The organism is Streptomyces sp. NPDC001027 (assembly GCF_040299045.1).
In the GTDB taxonomy this organism is placed as follows: Bacteria; Actinomycetota; Actinomycetes; order Streptomycetales; family Streptomycetaceae; genus Streptomyces.
Map to the genome: position 1 here is coordinate 1 of NZ_JBEPBI010000038.1, position 15,159 is coordinate 15,159.

14 protein-coding genes and 1 pseudogene are annotated in these 15,159 nt (G+C 70.2%); 7 read left to right on the forward strand and 8 right to left on the reverse strand.

What is annotated here, in order from left to right:
• The 3 genes and pseudogenes from ABT300_RS13810 to ABT300_RS13820 form a co-directional block, all read right to left on the reverse strand.
• Positions 1-711 (reverse strand): annotated as a pseudogene (locus ABT300_RS13810) (extensin); the annotation flags it as partial.
• The gene (locus ABT300_RS13815) at positions 711-1,370 is read right to left on the reverse strand and encodes an RNA polymerase sigma factor (protein WP_351674692.1); all 660 of its coding nucleotides are present in this window, start codon (positions 1,368-1,370) and stop codon (positions 711-713) included. The pseudogene ABT300_RS13810 and the gene ABT300_RS13815, both read right to left, overlap by 1 nt.
• Before the next feature lie 649 nt (positions 1,371-2,019).
• Positions 2,020-2,271 (reverse strand): hypothetical protein, encoded by a 252-nt coding sequence (locus ABT300_RS13820; protein ID WP_351674694.1) that lies wholly within the window; start codon positions 2,269-2,271, stop codon positions 2,020-2,022.
• A 240-nt stretch (positions 2,272-2,511) separates the two neighbouring features.
• Between ABT300_RS13820 and ABT300_RS13825 the strand changes: the two genes are divergently transcribed.
• Positions 2,512-3,069 carry a hypothetical protein gene (locus ABT300_RS13825; RefSeq protein ID WP_351674695.1) on the forward strand — a complete coding sequence of 186 codons (558 nt, stop codon included), beginning with the start codon at positions 2,512-2,514 and terminating at the stop codon, positions 3,067-3,069.
• A gap of 193 nt (positions 3,070-3,262) precedes the next feature.
• Here ABT300_RS13825 and ABT300_RS13830 read toward each other — a convergent pair whose 3' ends face one another.
• The 5 genes from ABT300_RS13830 to ABT300_RS13850 all read right to left on the reverse strand — a co-directional run bounded on the left by ABT300_RS13830 (position 3,263) and on the right by ABT300_RS13850 (position 9,812).
• Positions 3,263-4,546, reverse strand: a complete 1,284-nt coding sequence (locus ABT300_RS13830; RefSeq protein ID WP_351674696.1) for a hypothetical protein — start codon at positions 4,544-4,546, stop codon at positions 3,263-3,265.
• 50 nt (positions 4,547-4,596) lie between these two features.
• The gene (locus ABT300_RS13835) at positions 4,597-5,364 is read right to left on the reverse strand and encodes an S-4TM family putative pore-forming effector (RefSeq protein WP_351674755.1); all 768 of its coding nucleotides are present in this window, start codon (positions 5,362-5,364) and stop codon (positions 4,597-4,599) included.
• Positions 5,365-5,868: 504 nt separating this feature from the next.
• Positions 5,869-7,374, reverse strand: a complete 1,506-nt coding sequence (locus ABT300_RS13840) for an ATP-binding protein (RefSeq protein ID WP_351674698.1) — start codon at positions 7,372-7,374, stop codon at positions 5,869-5,871.
• A 135-nt stretch (positions 7,375-7,509) separates the two neighbouring features.
• Positions 7,510-8,064, reverse strand: a complete 555-nt coding sequence (locus tag ABT300_RS13845) for a hypothetical protein (protein WP_351674699.1) — start codon at positions 8,062-8,064, stop codon at positions 7,510-7,512.
• A gap of 146 nt (positions 8,065-8,210) precedes the next feature.
• On the reverse strand, positions 8,211-9,812 hold the full coding sequence (locus ABT300_RS13850; RefSeq protein ID WP_351674756.1) for a beta-N-acetylhexosaminidase: 1,602 nt from the start codon (positions 9,810-9,812) through the stop codon (positions 8,211-8,213).
• Positions 9,813-10,061: 249 nt separating this feature from the next.
• Here ABT300_RS13850 and ABT300_RS13855 point away from each other — a divergent pair, with 249 nt between their 5' ends.
• The 6 genes from ABT300_RS13855 to ABT300_RS13880 all read left to right on the forward strand — a co-directional run bounded on the left by ABT300_RS13855 (position 10,062) and on the right by ABT300_RS13880 (position 15,155).
• Positions 10,062-10,616 (forward strand): 2-oxo-4-hydroxy-4-carboxy-5-ureidoimidazoline decarboxylase, encoded by a 555-nt coding sequence (locus tag ABT300_RS13855; protein WP_351674701.1) that lies wholly within the window; start codon positions 10,062-10,064, stop codon positions 10,614-10,616.
• A 320-nt stretch (positions 10,617-10,936) separates the two neighbouring features.
• The gene (sdhC, locus tag ABT300_RS13860; protein WP_079041644.1) at positions 10,937-11,317 is read left to right on the forward strand and encodes a succinate dehydrogenase, cytochrome b556 subunit; all 381 of its coding nucleotides are present in this window, start codon (positions 10,937-10,939) and stop codon (positions 11,315-11,317) included.
• Positions 11,318-11,322: 5 nt separating this feature from the next.
• Positions 11,323-11,805 (forward strand): succinate dehydrogenase hydrophobic membrane anchor subunit, encoded by a 483-nt coding sequence (locus ABT300_RS13865; RefSeq protein ID WP_351674703.1) that lies wholly within the window; start codon positions 11,323-11,325, stop codon positions 11,803-11,805.
• 19 nt (positions 11,806-11,824) lie between these two features.
• Positions 11,825-13,579, forward strand: a complete 1,755-nt coding sequence (gene sdhA / locus ABT300_RS13870) for a succinate dehydrogenase flavoprotein subunit (protein WP_351674705.1) — start codon at positions 11,825-11,827, stop codon at positions 13,577-13,579.
• The gene (locus ABT300_RS13875; RefSeq protein ID WP_351674707.1) at positions 13,579-14,358 is read left to right on the forward strand and encodes a succinate dehydrogenase iron-sulfur subunit; all 780 of its coding nucleotides are present in this window, start codon (positions 13,579-13,581) and stop codon (positions 14,356-14,358) included. The genes sdhA and ABT300_RS13875 overlap by 1 nt, the downstream gene beginning before the upstream one ends.
• 179 nt (positions 14,359-14,537) lie before the next feature.
• Positions 14,538-15,155, forward strand: a complete 618-nt coding sequence (locus ABT300_RS13880) for a Uma2 family endonuclease (RefSeq protein WP_351674708.1) — start codon at positions 14,538-14,540, stop codon at positions 15,153-15,155.
• Positions 15,156-15,159 lie beyond the last annotated feature (4 nt).

Sequence of the window (15,159 nt, forward strand, 5' to 3'; positions counted from 1 at the left end):
CCCGATCTCGGCGCCGCCGCCCGCCTTCTGCCCCCCCGCGCCGCGGCCGGGGGCGCCCGCGCCGGGCCCCGGCGCGGACGCCTCGCCGTCGCCGGCCGGCACGGTCGGGGAGGGCGAGCCGAGCGGACGGCCGTCGGAGGGCGCGGGCGCGGAGACCGACGTCACGGGCCGCCCGGGCGCCTGATCGTCGAACGGCGTCGGCAGATAACCGGCCGCCGTCGCGGCCGACACCCCGCCGACCATCCCGACGGCCAACGCGGCGGCGAGCCCCAGCCGCACGGGCCGGCCCCGGCGCGGACGGCGTCCGCTCTGCGCGACCCGCCCGCCGATGCGGACCAGGCCCGCGTCGCCGCCGTCCGGCGACGGCGCGTCCGGGGCCGCGGCTCGGGCCGCCCGGGCGGCCCGGGCGGCCGAACCCGTGTGCCCGGCGACGTCGGAGAGACCCGCGGCGCCCCTGCGGCCGGGGCGGGCCGCGAGGTCATGACGGTCGGCGTGCACCTTGCGGAACGCGGCCAGGGCCGCGGCCTCGCCGGGCAGTTCCTCGTCGGCGGGCGGCACGGCGGCAACCGACGCCGAGAGCGCGCCGAGCGTCCTGGCGAGCCGTTCGGCGTCTTCGCGGGCCGCGTGGGCGACAGCGTCGTCGGGTGACTCACCGCGCAGCAGACGCTCCGACGTCTCGCGGTCGAGCCACCTGTCCTGCTTGTCGGCCATCACATGTCCCTCTGCGTCCGGGTGCGCACATGCGTCACACCGGCGGACGTCACGGTACGGGGCCGCGGTCCTCGCTGGGGCGGCAGCGCGTCGAGCACGCCGGCCGTCTCCGGGTCGTCGCCGAGCAGCTCGGCGAGTCTCCTCAGGCCTCGATGGGCGGCGGTGCGCACCGCGCCGGGCCGCTTGCCGAGGGTGTCGGCGGCCGTCTTGGCGTCCAGTCCCATGACCACCCGCAGCACGACGGCCTCGGCCTGGTCCTGCGGCAGCCGGGCGATGAGGCCGAGGGCGCGGTCGGTGGCCAGCGCCTCGATGGCCTCGCCCGCGGTGTCGGAATCGGCGGCCCGGCCGGCCAGCTCGGTCTCGTCGCCGACGGTCGCCGGCCGTCTACCGCGCATGCGGATGTGGTCCAGGGCACGGTTGCGCGCGATCCGGGCGGCCCAGCCGCGGAACCGGTCCGCGTCTCCGGCGAACCGCTCGAGGTCGCGGGCGATCTGCAGCCAGGCCTCGGACGTCACGTCCTCGGCGTCGGGATCACCGACCAGTGTGCGCACGTATCCCAGCAGCCGCGGGTGCACCGCGCGATACACGGTCCGAAACGCGGTCTCGTCCCCGTGCTGTGCCGCGAGCACCGCGGCTGTCAGCTCCGCGTCGTCCCCCACGTCGTGGTTCCTCGGTCGATGCTTCGCGGTCTCGGGACCGCAGGTCGTAGCGGTGGTCTTCCGCTTGGCCGTCCGGCGCGAAAGGCACGTTACGACCTGAAACCGCCGCCCGTCCATGTCCATAGAACATGCAACTACTTCGTGACGCGCGCAAGGTGTGACGGAAACCGCACTCCCGGCGCTGTAGGGAGTACGGGTCGCCGCGCGGCCCGTGCCGCGCGACGGCCGGGGCCTCTCCTGTGGGGGGTGGCGGCCCCGGCCGTTGCCTCGGTTTACCGCCTCTGACCTGGGCTTTTACCTGGTTCCCGTAGCCAGCGCGACCAGCGCGTGACCAGCGGGCCAGACACCTCATGTGATCCTATGCGGCAGTAGGCCCGGACCCGTCGCAGATGTCGACTCTCGCGCCCCCTCGACTCGGCGCTCGCCGTGCTGTGCCTTGGGCGCGGTCCGACCAGTGAGCCTTTGTCAAACTGATGAGATTGGCCGTGTGTTGGCTGCCCTACGCAACGCCGAGGCTGCCCGGCGGCAGGAGATCGGGACAGGGCAGCGGCAGCCTTCCACCGCGCGTCAGGCCCTGCTCGCCCTGTCCACCAGGGGTGCTCGCGACCGGTCGCCGCTCCATGCAAGAAGCTGTCGGGTCCCAGGCCGGTCATCGGCCGAAGGGCCACCATGGCACCCTGGGGCGGGGCTCGCCGAGAACCCTGCGCACCATGTCCTTGGAAATGTCGTGGCGGCCCCGGACGTAATAGATCTCCGCGTGCACCTCTTCGGGCGTGGCCCCCGGGTTCTCCTCCGCGACCTGGCGGATGTACCGGGCCTCGTCGGGGTGACTGCCCGCTGGTTGCCTGCGGCGCTTGATGCGCCGCCGGATGCGGCGACCGGAGTTGTCGGAGTAGACCACGCGCGACTCCCCCCACGCGTCGATGGTGGATCAGACGCTAGGGGAGCGGAGCGGCGCAGGTCCATGACTGATCGTGCGCACCCATGACCGTCCGCCGGCAGGTTCCTGACCGGCTCTAAGCTGTCGGCTGCGTTCCGGCCGGTAGCGCGGCGGTCACAGGGAGGGACGGAGATCACGGCAACCGTTCATGTCGCGGTCCTGGACCCCTTGCCGGTGTTCCGGCATGGTGTCGCAGCGTCGTTGTCGAGCCTGGGGCACCTCGTCGAGGAGCCCGCGAACGCCGAAGCCTGGCTGCGTGAACGCCCGGGCGGCGTGGTGCTGATGACCCTGCGCTCCGCGGAGGACCTGGACCGGCTGACCGCTCTGTGCCGCCTACGGCCCCGCCCGCTCGTCGTCGCGCTGCCGTCCGCCGGCGATGCCTCCCTGGATGTGCGGGCCATGCGGGCCATGCGGGCCGGTGCCCGGTCGGTCGTGGCGCGCGAGGCGACGGTGCCGACGTTGCAGCGGGCGGTGTCCGCGGCCCTGGACGGCGAGGCGGTGATGCCGGGCGAAGTGGCCGATCTCCTGGTGACCGGCCGGGGCGGCCGGGCCCCGCGCGGCCCGGTTCCCTCCGCGGAGCAGATCGCCTGGTTGCGCCGGCTCTCCGACGGTTGGACCGTGTCCCGGCTGGCCTCGGACACCGGCTACTCGGAGCGGGCGATGTACCGGCTGCTGCGGGCGTTCTACCAGCGGATCGGTGTCAATACCCGGCTGGAGGCCATCATGCTGGCGCACGACAAGGGCTGGTTCGAGAACTAGGGCCTGTCCGACGGATCCTGTCGCAGACGCGGGGCGTTCCACGCCCATCTGCGCCGATGAGTCACCGTTGCTTTCCTGCGACCTGATCCGCCGGACAGGCCCTAGCCGGAGCGGCCCGGTCGCATGCGCGCCAGCTGCGTGAGGACTGGTTCGAGGCGTGGATCGCCGTTGGCCAGGACCTCCACCATGAACCTCAGCCGGTCGTCCAGTCCGGGCGTCCGCTCGGCCGGCTCAGGGCGTGCCCGACGGAACGCCTCCAGTGCCGTCGCGGGTTCCGTGTCGCCGACGAGGACCGAATAACACCGGCCGCCTTGCCGGTCTTGCCGAGGTCCTCTCCCGCGTCGAAGAACTCCGGCCTGGCTGCCGACGGGTTCACCGGCCCCAGGAGAACCCGGGTGAGCCGCCCCGCGAGCCGTGCGCACCAACGGCGGGCATCCGGCGTACCGGTCGAGTACGCACTGTGCAGCATCGCCTGCGCGAGCAGAGAGACCTTCAACTGCCTGTGCCAGTGCTCCGGATCGCCGCGTCTGTCGAGGACGAACTGGAATGCGGGCCCCCGAAGCGCGTCAATGATCTTTCGCACCCAGCCGTGCATACCGTCATCGAGGCGCTTGTCGCGCTTGTTGCGCTTGTCGCGCTCCAGATAGGTGAGAACCGTCGACTGGATGCCCGGAGAGCACTTTCCGATCTCCCGCCAGCAGAGCGAGACCAGCAGAGCGGCGAGATCCCGGCTCAGCGGTGCTCGCGCTTCGTAGGTGGCCAGGTCGATCAGCCGGAAGTGGTTCGCGTCGGCGATCCCGTCGTACGTAGGTACAAGGATGTTGTCCCCGTGCAGGTCGCCGTGCGTCCGGCCCACCAGACAGTGGATCTCCCTCCGTGTCGCGGGCGTGTCCTTGGTGAACAGCCGCCACGGGTTGGGCAACGGCTCGCTCTCACCCGGCAGTTCCAGGAGATCGGGCGTGAACAGGCCGCGCTTTCGCGCCCAATCGTGCAGCCACCCGTCGGTCTTGAAGCCGTCGCCCAGTTCGCGGGTCAGCAACCCTGCCACCGTCGTCTGCTCACTGTTGTAGTCCTTACCGGTCCACCCCAGGAGCATCGTGCGCCAGATCGTCTTGCAGGCGTCGGCGAGTTGGCCGGGATCCGCCTTCCCCAGCGGAATGCCGTCGGCCTTGAACTGGCCGACGACGAAAGCGTCCTGGGAACAGCTGACCGTTGGGAAGGCGATCTCGGCGAGATGCTGTCGGCGGAATTCTTCGGGTGCCTCCCGCAGGGCCGCCCAATGCCGTCGGCTCTCCCGCTTGTGCTTCAGCGGCACCGCCGGACAGTACTTGATCACACACCAACTCGGTTCGGGCGGCCCTGAGGAGTGTTCCACCAGCGCCTTCGCCAGCCGTGCCCCGGTGAAGCCGTGACTGCCTTCCTCAATGGTGCCGCTACGGATCTTGAGGTCGTTGTCGCGCAACGACTCGATGATCACCGACGCTACGTCGGGGTCTCCGAACTCACGGGTCAGCTCCTCCAGGACGGTCATGACCGGGGGAACCTCGATTCCAGCTCGCGCATCCTGATCTGGAAATCGCCCTTGTCCTGGTCGTGGTAGCGCCGGAAGTACCAGGCCGGCAGACGCGGCTGGAGCCGTCTCAGCTGATAGAGCGTGTCCTGGACCTGGCGGGCGAAGCGGGTCAGCGCGTCCTGTGCCGTGATCACCGGTGACGTGGGGTCGTCGATGACCGCACGCACCAGCCCGAGGACGCGCAGCCTTTCCCGAACGCTCGTCATCTGCGGGCGGTACATCTCCAGGCACAGGAGCAGCAGGCCGAGCGAGGGAACGAACCACCCGGTGACCAGCCGGCTCAACGTCCCGCCAGCGGCGAGGGTCAGCAGGACACCCGCCGCAGACCACAGCACCAGTACGCCGAGCATCAGCTGAGCGAAGCGAAGCCGGATCCGGGACCCCCAGGCCAGGTTCTGTTCCAGGCAGAAGAGCACGTCATAAGGCGCGGCGGCGTCCACCGCGAGGTAGTAGCCCCGCAGCCGGTCCTCAGCGCCGCGAAAGCGCCGACTGAGCCGGCTCACCTCGTCGTCGCCGATCCGGTTTCCGACCGCCACGCTGTTCCACGGCAGGCCGAGCACATCGGCGTCGAACATCTCCTGAGGAGTCGCAGCGATCCGCAGGTACCGCTCGGCCCAGGGCGCCATCACTCCTATGTAGAGTGCGGCCCAAAGCGTGCCACCGAGAGTGATGGCGGTGCCGTACCGCGAACCCGAGCCGGTCAGCAGACCGGCGACGGCCAGGGCGACCGAAGACTCCCAGACTCAGCGTCTGCGCCCGCTGGTTGCGGAAATGGGCCACGGCGATGGCCTTGAGCACGCGCATGGCCGCGGCGCTCTCCTGCCGGTCCGCGATGGGATGAGTGCTCGCCAACGTCCCTCCCCCGTATGCAGATCTACGCAGCGAGTTTCACACGTCTGGTGGCCCTGGCGGTACGGTCAGTCGTCCCCGGTAACTGACTGTGCGCCCGCCCCGACCGTCTCGGCAACCTCTACGTCCGCGAGGATGAAATCTCTCCGCACCGGTCGGTCCAGCTGAGGGAAGAACGTGGGGTGCGGCAGACACCAGGGGCATGATTCACGCCGCTCGGGAGGACACCGCCGCCCGGACCTGGAACGTCGGCGGAGGCCCTGTTGACGGCGGCGAGCCGACCGGGAGGGAGGCCGGTGTCTTCGGCGGGACAGGACGGCTCAAGAAGGTTCCACCCGTGGCTCAGCGAGTGTCGGCACAAGCGCAGGCTGTCGATGTCAGCTGCCGTAGAGGGCGGACAGATCAACCAGAAGGAGGTCGTCACGACGCTCGGCCAGGTCGACCAAGTCGGGATAGAACCCGTGCAGGGAGTACAGGGCCAGGGTGGTGGTGGCGGTGCCGTACCCCTGATCAGCAAGCAGGGCACGGATACGTTCCAGGCGCTCCAGGTCACCGGTTCCCCGACGGGCGGCAGTCGCCTTGGCCTCGCCCAGCAGCGCGATCCTCGCACGGGGAGCCTGCGGGCGCTCACCGGCGGCCAGGGCGATGACATCGACCTCGTGCTTCGTCCGGGCGGCCTGGTCGGCGACCTCTGCGGTGCCGACCGGGCCGGGCAGTCCAGCGGGCAGCAGGGTGTGGGCGTAGCGGCGGGTGAAGTCGCGGGCAAGATCCTCGAAGTGCGGTCCGAGGATCTTGGAGTTGAAAGTCGGAGCGGCCTGCCGCCACACCTGCTCGGCGAAGCCCTGCTCCACGGCGGCAGCCTGCGGGAGGGTGACGAGCTGGTTGAAGCGGATGACGGGGTCGGCGAGCGTGATGACGGGGTGCTTGGAGCGGAGGATGTCCTGTTCCCGTCGGATGTAGCCGGTGGACTCCAGCACTCCGAGAGGGTGGGCGACGGCGTTGCGCGGACGCTCCAGGGCGGCACCGATCTTGCTGGGGGTGCTGGCGCCGTTCGCGATCGCGGTGAGGATGTCGTAGTAGAGGGTGTGCTGCGTGATCCTCGGGTCCTCGCGCAGCAGGTACTCGGTCTCGGTGCGCGAGTACACCGCCCGCCCCGGGTCGAGCAGCGTCCGGGTGAGCCAGGTGTCGAAGCCGTCGTCCGGATGGGGCCGACCCGCCACCGGCCGGTAGCCGGGGGCGCCACCCAGGACCGCGTGCACCTTCAGTGCGGTCAACGGGTCTGCGATCTGCCAGAAGTCCCGGCTGTCCCGGTAGTCGAAGGCGCCCAGCCGTAGATCGACCACGGCACGTCCCCGTAGCGGCTTGGTTCCCGAGAGCAGTTCGTGCATGACGCTCATCGCGGAGCCGCACAGGATCAGCCGCGGACCAGGCCCGTCACCACGCCGGGCGCCGCGCTGGCGTTCGTCGTAAAGCTGCTGAAGCAGTCCCGGGATCTCGGGCGAGTGCTGGAGCAGATAGGGCAACTCGTCGATCACCAGGAGCGGATGCGCCGAGCGGGCCGTCACATCAAGTGCATTGGACAACACGTCACGCCAGTCGGTCAGGCGCAGACTGCCCGGCCTCAGACTGGCATGCGTGGCGACCGCGTCACTGAACCGTTGAATCGCGGGCAGCCTCCCCTCTTCCCGGACCGCTGTGACATACAGACCGCCGACCTGCTCGGACAGGGCCTGCAGAAGGTACGACTTCCCATGCCGTCGCCGCCCCGACACGATGCCGAGCCGCATCGCCGGGTCCGGATCAGTGAGGAACTCGGCGAGCAGATCCCACTCCCGGTCCCGGTGGACCACGTCGTCCGGCTTGGCCGGCAGGCTCTTCGTCACTCGCCCTCCTACACCTCGACCACGACGGATTACGTCTAAGTCTACTTCGACGAATTTCGTCGTACTCGAATTCCCCACCATCGCGCGGCGGACGCCAGACCGGTGCAGGACCGCCCCGGCTCCGCCGCGAAACGCTCACGACCGTCCACGAGCCCGCCGCGAGACCACCGCGCGCAGGACGCGGCGTCCCTCCGTGGACACCTCCAGCGCCCGCCGCAGTCCGCCCGCGCCGTGACCGGCGAGCACTTCCAGGACGATGACCTGGCGGCGCAGTTCGGCGGCGACGAGGGGTGACATGCCCGCCGTGCGGCCCTCGCGCCCCGGGTCGACCGGGCCGGAGTCCGCCGCCGGGTCCAGCAGGCGGTGGATCTGGAGCGAGGCGACGGAGCACGCGTCGGCCCACGTCCGCACCTCGGCGGCGCGCCGGTCGGCCGGGGCGGCGAGCAGCATGCGGCGGACCAGCTGCACGGCCTCGTCGTCCTCGCCCTCGGCGGAGTCCAGCTTGCCGCGCGTCTGCTCGAGCAGCTCGCCCCAGTCGGCCGGGTCGGAGGCGTCCGCGAGGTTTCCCCACAGCGGACGCAGCGACTCGTCATCGCCGCCGAGCAGGGGCACGCACCGATCCAAACAAGCCAACCCGCTGGCGGCCAGTCCGCGTTCGTCGGCCTGCGCGATCAGTTCCACCAGGCTCATGCACGCCTCCCTCGCCAGGGCCCGACCTGACGGAGCCCGCACTTCCCCTTACAGCGTGCGACGGCCCGGGAGTGTCACAGGAGACCTTTTCAGCCAACCCCGAGGAACCGGCGCACAGTCGGCCGAGCATGACAGACGCGCCGGACTCAGCCCAGTCTGTTCGCAAGGGACGTGAACTGCGCCCAGGTCAGCGTCGGCGTCCGCGCGTCCCACAGTTTCTGCGCGGTGGCCCGCAGCGGCATCCGCACGCCCGCCGCGACCTGCGCCTGTGTCTGGGAGTTCGCGAGGTCGCACCAGACCGAGAAGGAGCCGCCGAGGATCTGGGCGTCGTACCTCGCGGCGACCGGGGTGGTGCCGCGCAGCACGCGCGGGGTCCACTCCTCGTAGATGCGCCGTCCGGTCGGGTACACGAACTGGTTGGGCTCGCCGAGGACGTAGTAAAGGTACTTGTCGTTGTAGTTGAGCATCTTGCGTCCCGCGCTCAGGTACTCCGTCGGCGTGCGGGCGCCGAACTCCTTGCCCGTCCAGTAGGCGACCACCAGGTCGGGGGCCGGCTTCACCGAGGCGCCGCGGAAGAACCCGTCGTTCCACGCCCGCATCGTCCGGCCGTGGGCGCGGACGGTGGCGGCGCGGTCGTTGAGCCAGCCCGTGGCGAGGTCGGAGACGCTCGCGCCGGGGCCGTACCGGGCCGTCGCGGCCGCGGCGAGCTGGGGATAGGAGGCAGCCGGGTTGCGCACCGTCAGCGCCTGGTACTCGTCGCCGCCGAGGTGCCAGTAGCCGCCGGGGAAGAGGCCGGCGTACTCGTTCAGCAGGTCGTCGAGGAGGTTCGCGGACGCCTTCTTGGAGATGTCGATCGCCCCGCGGGTGGCCGCCCCCTGCGCGTTGCGCAGCTGGAGCTCGGGGTGGGCGGCCAGGACGGCGCCCAGGTGACCGGGCGAGTCGATCTCGGGCACGACGGTGATGTGCCGCTGCGCGGCCAGCGCGACGATCTTCTTCACCTGGGCCTTGGTCAGGTGCTCCCGGGCGACGATCTCCGGATGGGTGTCGGACTGGATCCGGAACGCCTGGTCGTCGGAGAAGTGCAGGCCGAACTGGTTGTACTTGAGGTCGCCGAGCTCGCGCACCCGGTCCTCGATCCAGCCCGCGCTGAAGTTCTTGCGCGCGATGTCCAGGGTGAACCCGCGCTGCGGTTTCGCCGGCTGGTCGCGCACGACGCCCTCGGGGGCCGTCCCGCCGCCGCGCACCTCCTGCTTGAGGGTGCGGGTGCCGTAGAAGACGCCGGCGTCGGAGGGCGCGCTGACGGTGACCCGCCCGCCGCGCACGGTCATGGTGTACGACTCCGGGTTCGCGCCCCGGTCCCCTCCCCGGGCAAGGCGCAGGTCGCCGGCGCGCACGTCGTTGCTCAGACCGGCGTAGGTCAGTCCCAGCTCGCCGGCGATCAGGCGTCCCTCGTCGGCGAGTCCGGCGTCGCCGACCACGACCCGGCGTCCGGCCGCGGGACGCCAGCCCGGGCCGCGGGCCGGGGTGTGGGAGCGGACGGCGGGGATGGTGCGGGGGGCGGTGGACAGGGGGTAGGTGCGGGTGGGCGTGGGGCTCGGGGACGGGGCGCGGGCCACACCCGGGCGTCCGGCGGAGGCGCCCTCGGCGACCTGCTGGGAGGACGACGACCCGGCCGGCGTCCCGTCGTCGCCCGAGGAGGCCCACAGGCCCCCTCCGACACCGAGCGCGGCGACCAGCCCGCCCGCCATCACCGCCCGTGTCACGACTCGGCGGTGCGGTTGCGTCTGCGGCGCGCGGCGCCGGTGCCTGTGCCTGCTCACTCGGCCAACCGTACGACCCGCGCGCGGCCGGGGCGCGCCGAAGTCCCCGCGAAGGGGTCCACGACACATTCTGAAACTCTCTCGTTCGAGTGAAATTCAGGCATCGGTCGGACACACTTCGACCGCTCTCGATAACGTGATGACACATCCTTCACTGCATCCCCTGCCACCACACACGTGACGCGAGGATCCACGCTGCCTGCGCACCGCCTTCCCCACCTCTCCGGCCGCCTCGCCATACCGGCGCAGACCCGGACATCGCCGGTGCCCCTGCTGCACGGCTTCAACACCGCGTCCGCCGACGAGGCCCGCCGTGTGCTTCTGACCTGCCTGCACAGTCCCCGCTGGGCCGGTCGCCTCGCCGACCACCGCCCCTATCCGACGATGGACTCGCTGCTGGCCGCGTCCGACGAGGCGGCGTACGACCTGACGCCGGAGGACCTGGCCCAGGCACTGGCGGCGGAGACCCTCCCCGCGCTGCCGGACGACGCGTACGAGGCGGCCCACATGGCGCTGGGCGCGGCCCACTCCGCCTACGAGGCCAGATTCGGGCACGCGTTCGTGATCTGCCTGGACGGGCTGGCGCCGACGGAGGCCCTGGACCATGTGCTGGCGGGCATCCGGTCACGGTTGGCGAACGATCCGGAGGAAGAGCGCGTGGTGGCGGCTGACGAACTCCGCCGCCTGGCCAAGGGGCGGCTGCCCGGCGCCGTGCGGAGCGCCGGGCGGTAGTCGACGGGCGGTCGTGGCCGCTGCGGCGGCCGCCGCACGGCTGCGACCGGCCACGAGCGGCTGCGACCGGCCGCCGCGCGACGCTACATTCCGCTGCATTCCTTCGCGCTCCGGCGCATTCCGCGCATAACGGCCGAGACCGTTGCAGACGCCACCCGCGCTCACCCATACGCGTGCCACTTTGATCACACCGGTAGGCCCGGCGTAAGCCCGACGCCGACGCCTCGCTACGATGCTGGGGGCCGGTGGACCGTACCCGGCCGGGCCCGTCCGACACCCAAGCCGGCAGGCCCCAATCCCCGCTCCCGGAGGGTTCTTCCGTGCCGGCTGGAACGCTGTACCGCGGCCGGGAAGGAATGTGGTCCTGGGTGGCTCATCGAGTCACCGGCGTCCTCATCTTCTTCTTCCTGTTCGTCCACGTGCTGGACACCGCCCTCGTGCGTGTCTCCCCCGAGGACTACGACAAGGTCGTAGCCACCTACAAGACCCCCATCGTCGCGCTGCTGGAGTACGGCCTCGTCGCCGCCATCCTCTTCCACGCGCTCAACGGCCTGCGCGTCATCGCCGTCGACTTCTGGTCGAAGGGCACGCGCTACCAGAAGCAGATGCTCTGGACCGTCGTGGGCCTGTGGCTCGTGCTGATGCTCGGGGCGGTCTACCCCGTCCTCGGACACGCCGCTCGTGAACTGTTCGGGAGCTGACACCCATGGCGACCACTGAATCCACCGCAGCCGGCATCGGCCCCGTCGAGGACGGCTCCGGCTACGGCGTCGACAACCCGGCGCCCTTCATCGAGGCCCCGCGCAAGCGCACCAAGAAGACCCCGAAGTCCACCCGGGGCAACTTCGAGATGGCCGCCTGGCTGTTCATGCGTCTGTCGGGCGTCGTGCTGGTCGTGCTGGTCCTCGGCCACCTGCTGATCCAGCTGGTGCTGGACGGCGGCGTGTCGAAGATCGGCTTCGCGTTCGTGGCGGGCCGCTGGGCGTCCCCGTTCTGGCAGGTCTGGGACCTGCTGATGCTGTGGCTCGCGATGCTGCACGGGGCGAACGGCCTGCGCACGGTCATCAACGACTACGCGGAGCGCGCGAACACCCGGCTGTGGCTGAAGGGCCTGCTCTACACCGCCACGGTGTTCACCATCCTGCTGGGCACGCTGGTGATCTTCACCTTCGACCCGAACATCCGCTAGGCACGGGGTTGCGAGAATCATGAAGATCCACAAGTACGACACCGTCATCGTCGGCGCCGGCGGAGCCGGTATGCGCGCCGCCATCGAGTCGACCAAGCGCAGCCGCACCGCCGTGCTGACCAAGCTCTACCCCACCCGCTCCCACACGGGCGCCGCGCAGGGCGGCATGGCCGCAGCGCTCGCCAACGTGGAGGAGGACAACTGGGAGTGGCACACCTTCGACACGGTCAAGGGCGGTGACTACCTGGTCGACCAGGACGCCGCCGAGATCCTGGCGAAGGAGGCCATCGACTCCGTCCTCGACCTGGAGAAGATGGGCCTGCCGTTCAACCGCACCCCGAACGGCACGATCGACCAGCGCCGCTTCGGCGGTCACAGCCGCAACCACGGCGAGGCCCCGGTCCGCCGCTCCTGCTACGCGGCCGACCGCACCGGTCACATGATCCTCCAGACGCTGTACCAGAACTGCGTCAAGGAGGGCGTGGAGTTCTTCAACGAGTTCTACGTCCTCGACCAGCTGGTCACCGAGGTCGACGGCGTCATGAAGTCCGCCGGCGTCGTGGCGTACGAGCTGGCCACCGGGGAGATCCACGTCTTCCAGGCGAAGGCCGTGATCTACGCCTCCGGCGGCTGCGGCAAGTTCTTCAAGGTGACGTCGAACGCGCACACGCTGACCGGCGACGGCCAGGCGGCCGTGTACCGGCGCGGGCTGCCGCTGGAGGACATGGAGTTCTTCCAGTTCCACCCGACCGGCATCTGGCGCATGGGCATCCTGCTGACGGAGGGCGCCCGCGGTGAGGGCGGCATCCTGCGCAACAAGGACGGCGAGCGCTTCATGGAGAAGTACGCGCCGGTCATGAAGGACCTCGCGTCCCGTGACGTCGTCTCGCGCTCGATCTACACCGAGATCCGCGAGGGCCGCGGCTGCGGTCCCGAGGGCGACCACGTCTACCTCGACCTCACCCACCTCCCGCCGGAGCAGCTGGACGCCAAGCTGCCCGACATCACGGAGTTCGCGCGGACCTACCTCGGCATCGAGCCCTACACGGACCCGATCCCGATCCAGCCGACCGCGCACTACGCCATGGGCGGCATCCCGACGAACGTCGAGGGCGAGGTCCTGCGCGACAACACGACGGTCGTCCCTGGCCTGTACGCGGCCGGCGAGGTCGCCTGTGTGTCGGTGCACGGCGCCAACCGCCTGGGCACCAACTCGCTGCTGGACATCAACGTGTTCGGCAAGCGGGCCGGCATCGCCGCCGCCGAGTACTCCCAGAAGGCGGACTTCGTCGAGCTGCCGGAGAACCCGGCGCAGCTGGTCGTCGACCAGGTGGAGCGGCTGCGGGCCTCCACGGGCGCCGAGCGCGTGGCGGTGCTGCGCCGCGAGCTGCAGGAGACCATGGACGCGAACGTCATGGTGTTCCGCACCGAGCAGACGATCAAGACGGCGGTCGAGAAGATCGCCGAGCTGCGCGAGCGGTACAAGAACGTCTCGATCCAGGACAAGGGCAAGCGGTTCAACACCGACCTGCTGGAGGCCGTCGAGCTGGGCAACCTGCTCGACCTGGCCGAGGTCATGGCCGTGTCGGCGCTGGCCCGCAAGGAGTCCCGCGGCGGCCACTACCGCGAGGACTACCCGAACCGCGACGACGTCAACTTCATGCGCCACACCATGGCGTACCGCGAGGTGGGCGACGACGGCGCCGAGACCGTCCGTCTCGACTACAAGCCGGTCGTCCAGACCCGCTACCAGCCGATGGAGCGTAAGTACTGATGGCTACCCCGACCCTCGACAAGGCGGACGCGGCCGGCGCCCCCGAGCCCGGCTTCGCCGACTCCCCGTACATCACCGTCACCTTCCGCATCCGCCGGTTCAACCCGGAGGTCTCGGCGGAGGCGGTCTGGGACGACTTCCAGCTCCAGATCGACCCCAAGGAGCGCGTCCTCGACGGTCTGCACAAGATCAAGTGGGAGCTCGACGGCACGCTCACCTTCCGCCGTTCCTGCGCCCACGGCATCTGCGGTTCGGACGCGATGCGGATCAACGGCAAGAACCGCCTGGCGTGCAAGACGCTGATCAAGGACATCAACCCCGAGAAGCCGATCACGGTCGAGCCCATCAAGGGCCTGACGGTCCTGAAGGACCTGGTCGTCGACATGGAGCCGTTCTTCCAGGCGTTCCGGGACGTGATGCCCTTCCTGATCACGAAGGACACCAACGAGCCGACGCGCGAGCGTCTGCAGACGGCGGAGGACCGCGAGCGGTTCGACGACACGACGAAGTGCATCCTGTGCGCAGCCTGCACCTCGTCCTGCCCGGTGTTCTGGAACGACGGCCAGTACTTCGGCCCGGCGGCGATCGTCAACGCCCACCGCTTCATCTTCGACTCGCGTGACGAGGCGGGCGAGCAGCGGCTGGAGATCCTGAACGACAAGGACGGCGTGTGGCGCTGCCGCACCACGTTCAACTGCACGGACGCCTGCCCGCGCGGCATCGAGATCACGAAGGCGATCGCCGAGGTCAAGAAGGCGCTGATCACGCGCCGCTTCTGACGTCGTCCGCCGGTCCGACGGCACGTCGTCGAGGGCCCCGTCTCCCGGTATCCACCGGGGGCGGGGCCCTCGGGCGTTCCGGCGGCGCGCCACGATCGGGTGAACGTGATCAAGAAGGACACCAGGGCGTCGTCCGGCCTACGATGATGCTCTCGACACCAGCCCCGAGGAGGCACGCGATGTCCGCTGCATCCGTCGAGCAGTCCTACGCCGACGAGCCGTTCTCCCTGACGGCGATCGCCGACGAGATCATGGAGCGCCATCCGGGCTACCGCGTCGAGATCATCGGAGGCTACCTCCTCGTGACCCCGTCACCGGATGCCCCACACGCCCGCGCCCTGACCCAGTTGATGATTCCGTTCATCGCCGCCGGACTGCATGGCACGGAAACCGAGGTCCTCCAGAACATCGGCCTGTGGCTGCCGACCGGCGAGGAGGACTACGTCATCCCCGACCTGGTGATCGTCGACTCCGACATCGACGACCACTTCGTGCGCAACAACGCGTACGACCCGGCCTGCTTCCGCCTGGTCCTGGAGGTCACCTCCGGGAACTGGAAAGACGACATGAAGACCAAGGTCCCCGCGTACGCCGAGGCCCAGATCCCCGTCTACGTCGTCGTCGACCGCAGGCATCAGCGCGTTCACGTCCTCACCGGACCGAAGAAGGGCGGCTACGACCATCACCGGTTCTACGCCCCGGGCCAGTCCTTCACTCTGCCCTACTCGATCGGCGCCGAGGTCACTCTGAGCGCAGCCGACATTCTCGGGGCGGGCCGGCCGAGGACGAGCGGCTGACTCT

Excerpts from the sequence above, each read along its gene's own strand:
- ABT300_RS13845 (WP_351674699.1), bottom strand. The coding sequence starts at position 8,064 with ATGAGCCTGGTGGAACTGATCGCGCAGGCCGACGAACGCGGACTGGCC.
- ABT300_RS13850 (WP_351674756.1), bottom strand. The coding sequence starts at position 9,812 with ATGGCGGGCGGGCTGGTCGCCGCGCTCGGTGTCGGAGGGGGCCTGTGG.
- ABT300_RS13865 (WP_351674703.1), top strand. The coding sequence starts at position 11,323 with ATGGCGACCACTGAATCCACCGCAGCCGGCATCGGCCCCGTCGAGGAC.
- sdhA (WP_351674705.1), top strand. The coding sequence starts at position 11,825 with ATGAAGATCCACAAGTACGACACCGTCATCGTCGGCGCCGGCGGAGCC.
- ABT300_RS13875 (WP_351674707.1), top strand. The coding sequence starts at position 13,579 with ATGGCTACCCCGACCCTCGACAAGGCGGACGCGGCCGGCGCCCCCGAG.
- ABT300_RS13880 (WP_351674708.1), top strand. The coding sequence starts at position 14,538 with ATGTCCGCTGCATCCGTCGAGCAGTCCTACGCCGACGAGCCGTTCTCC.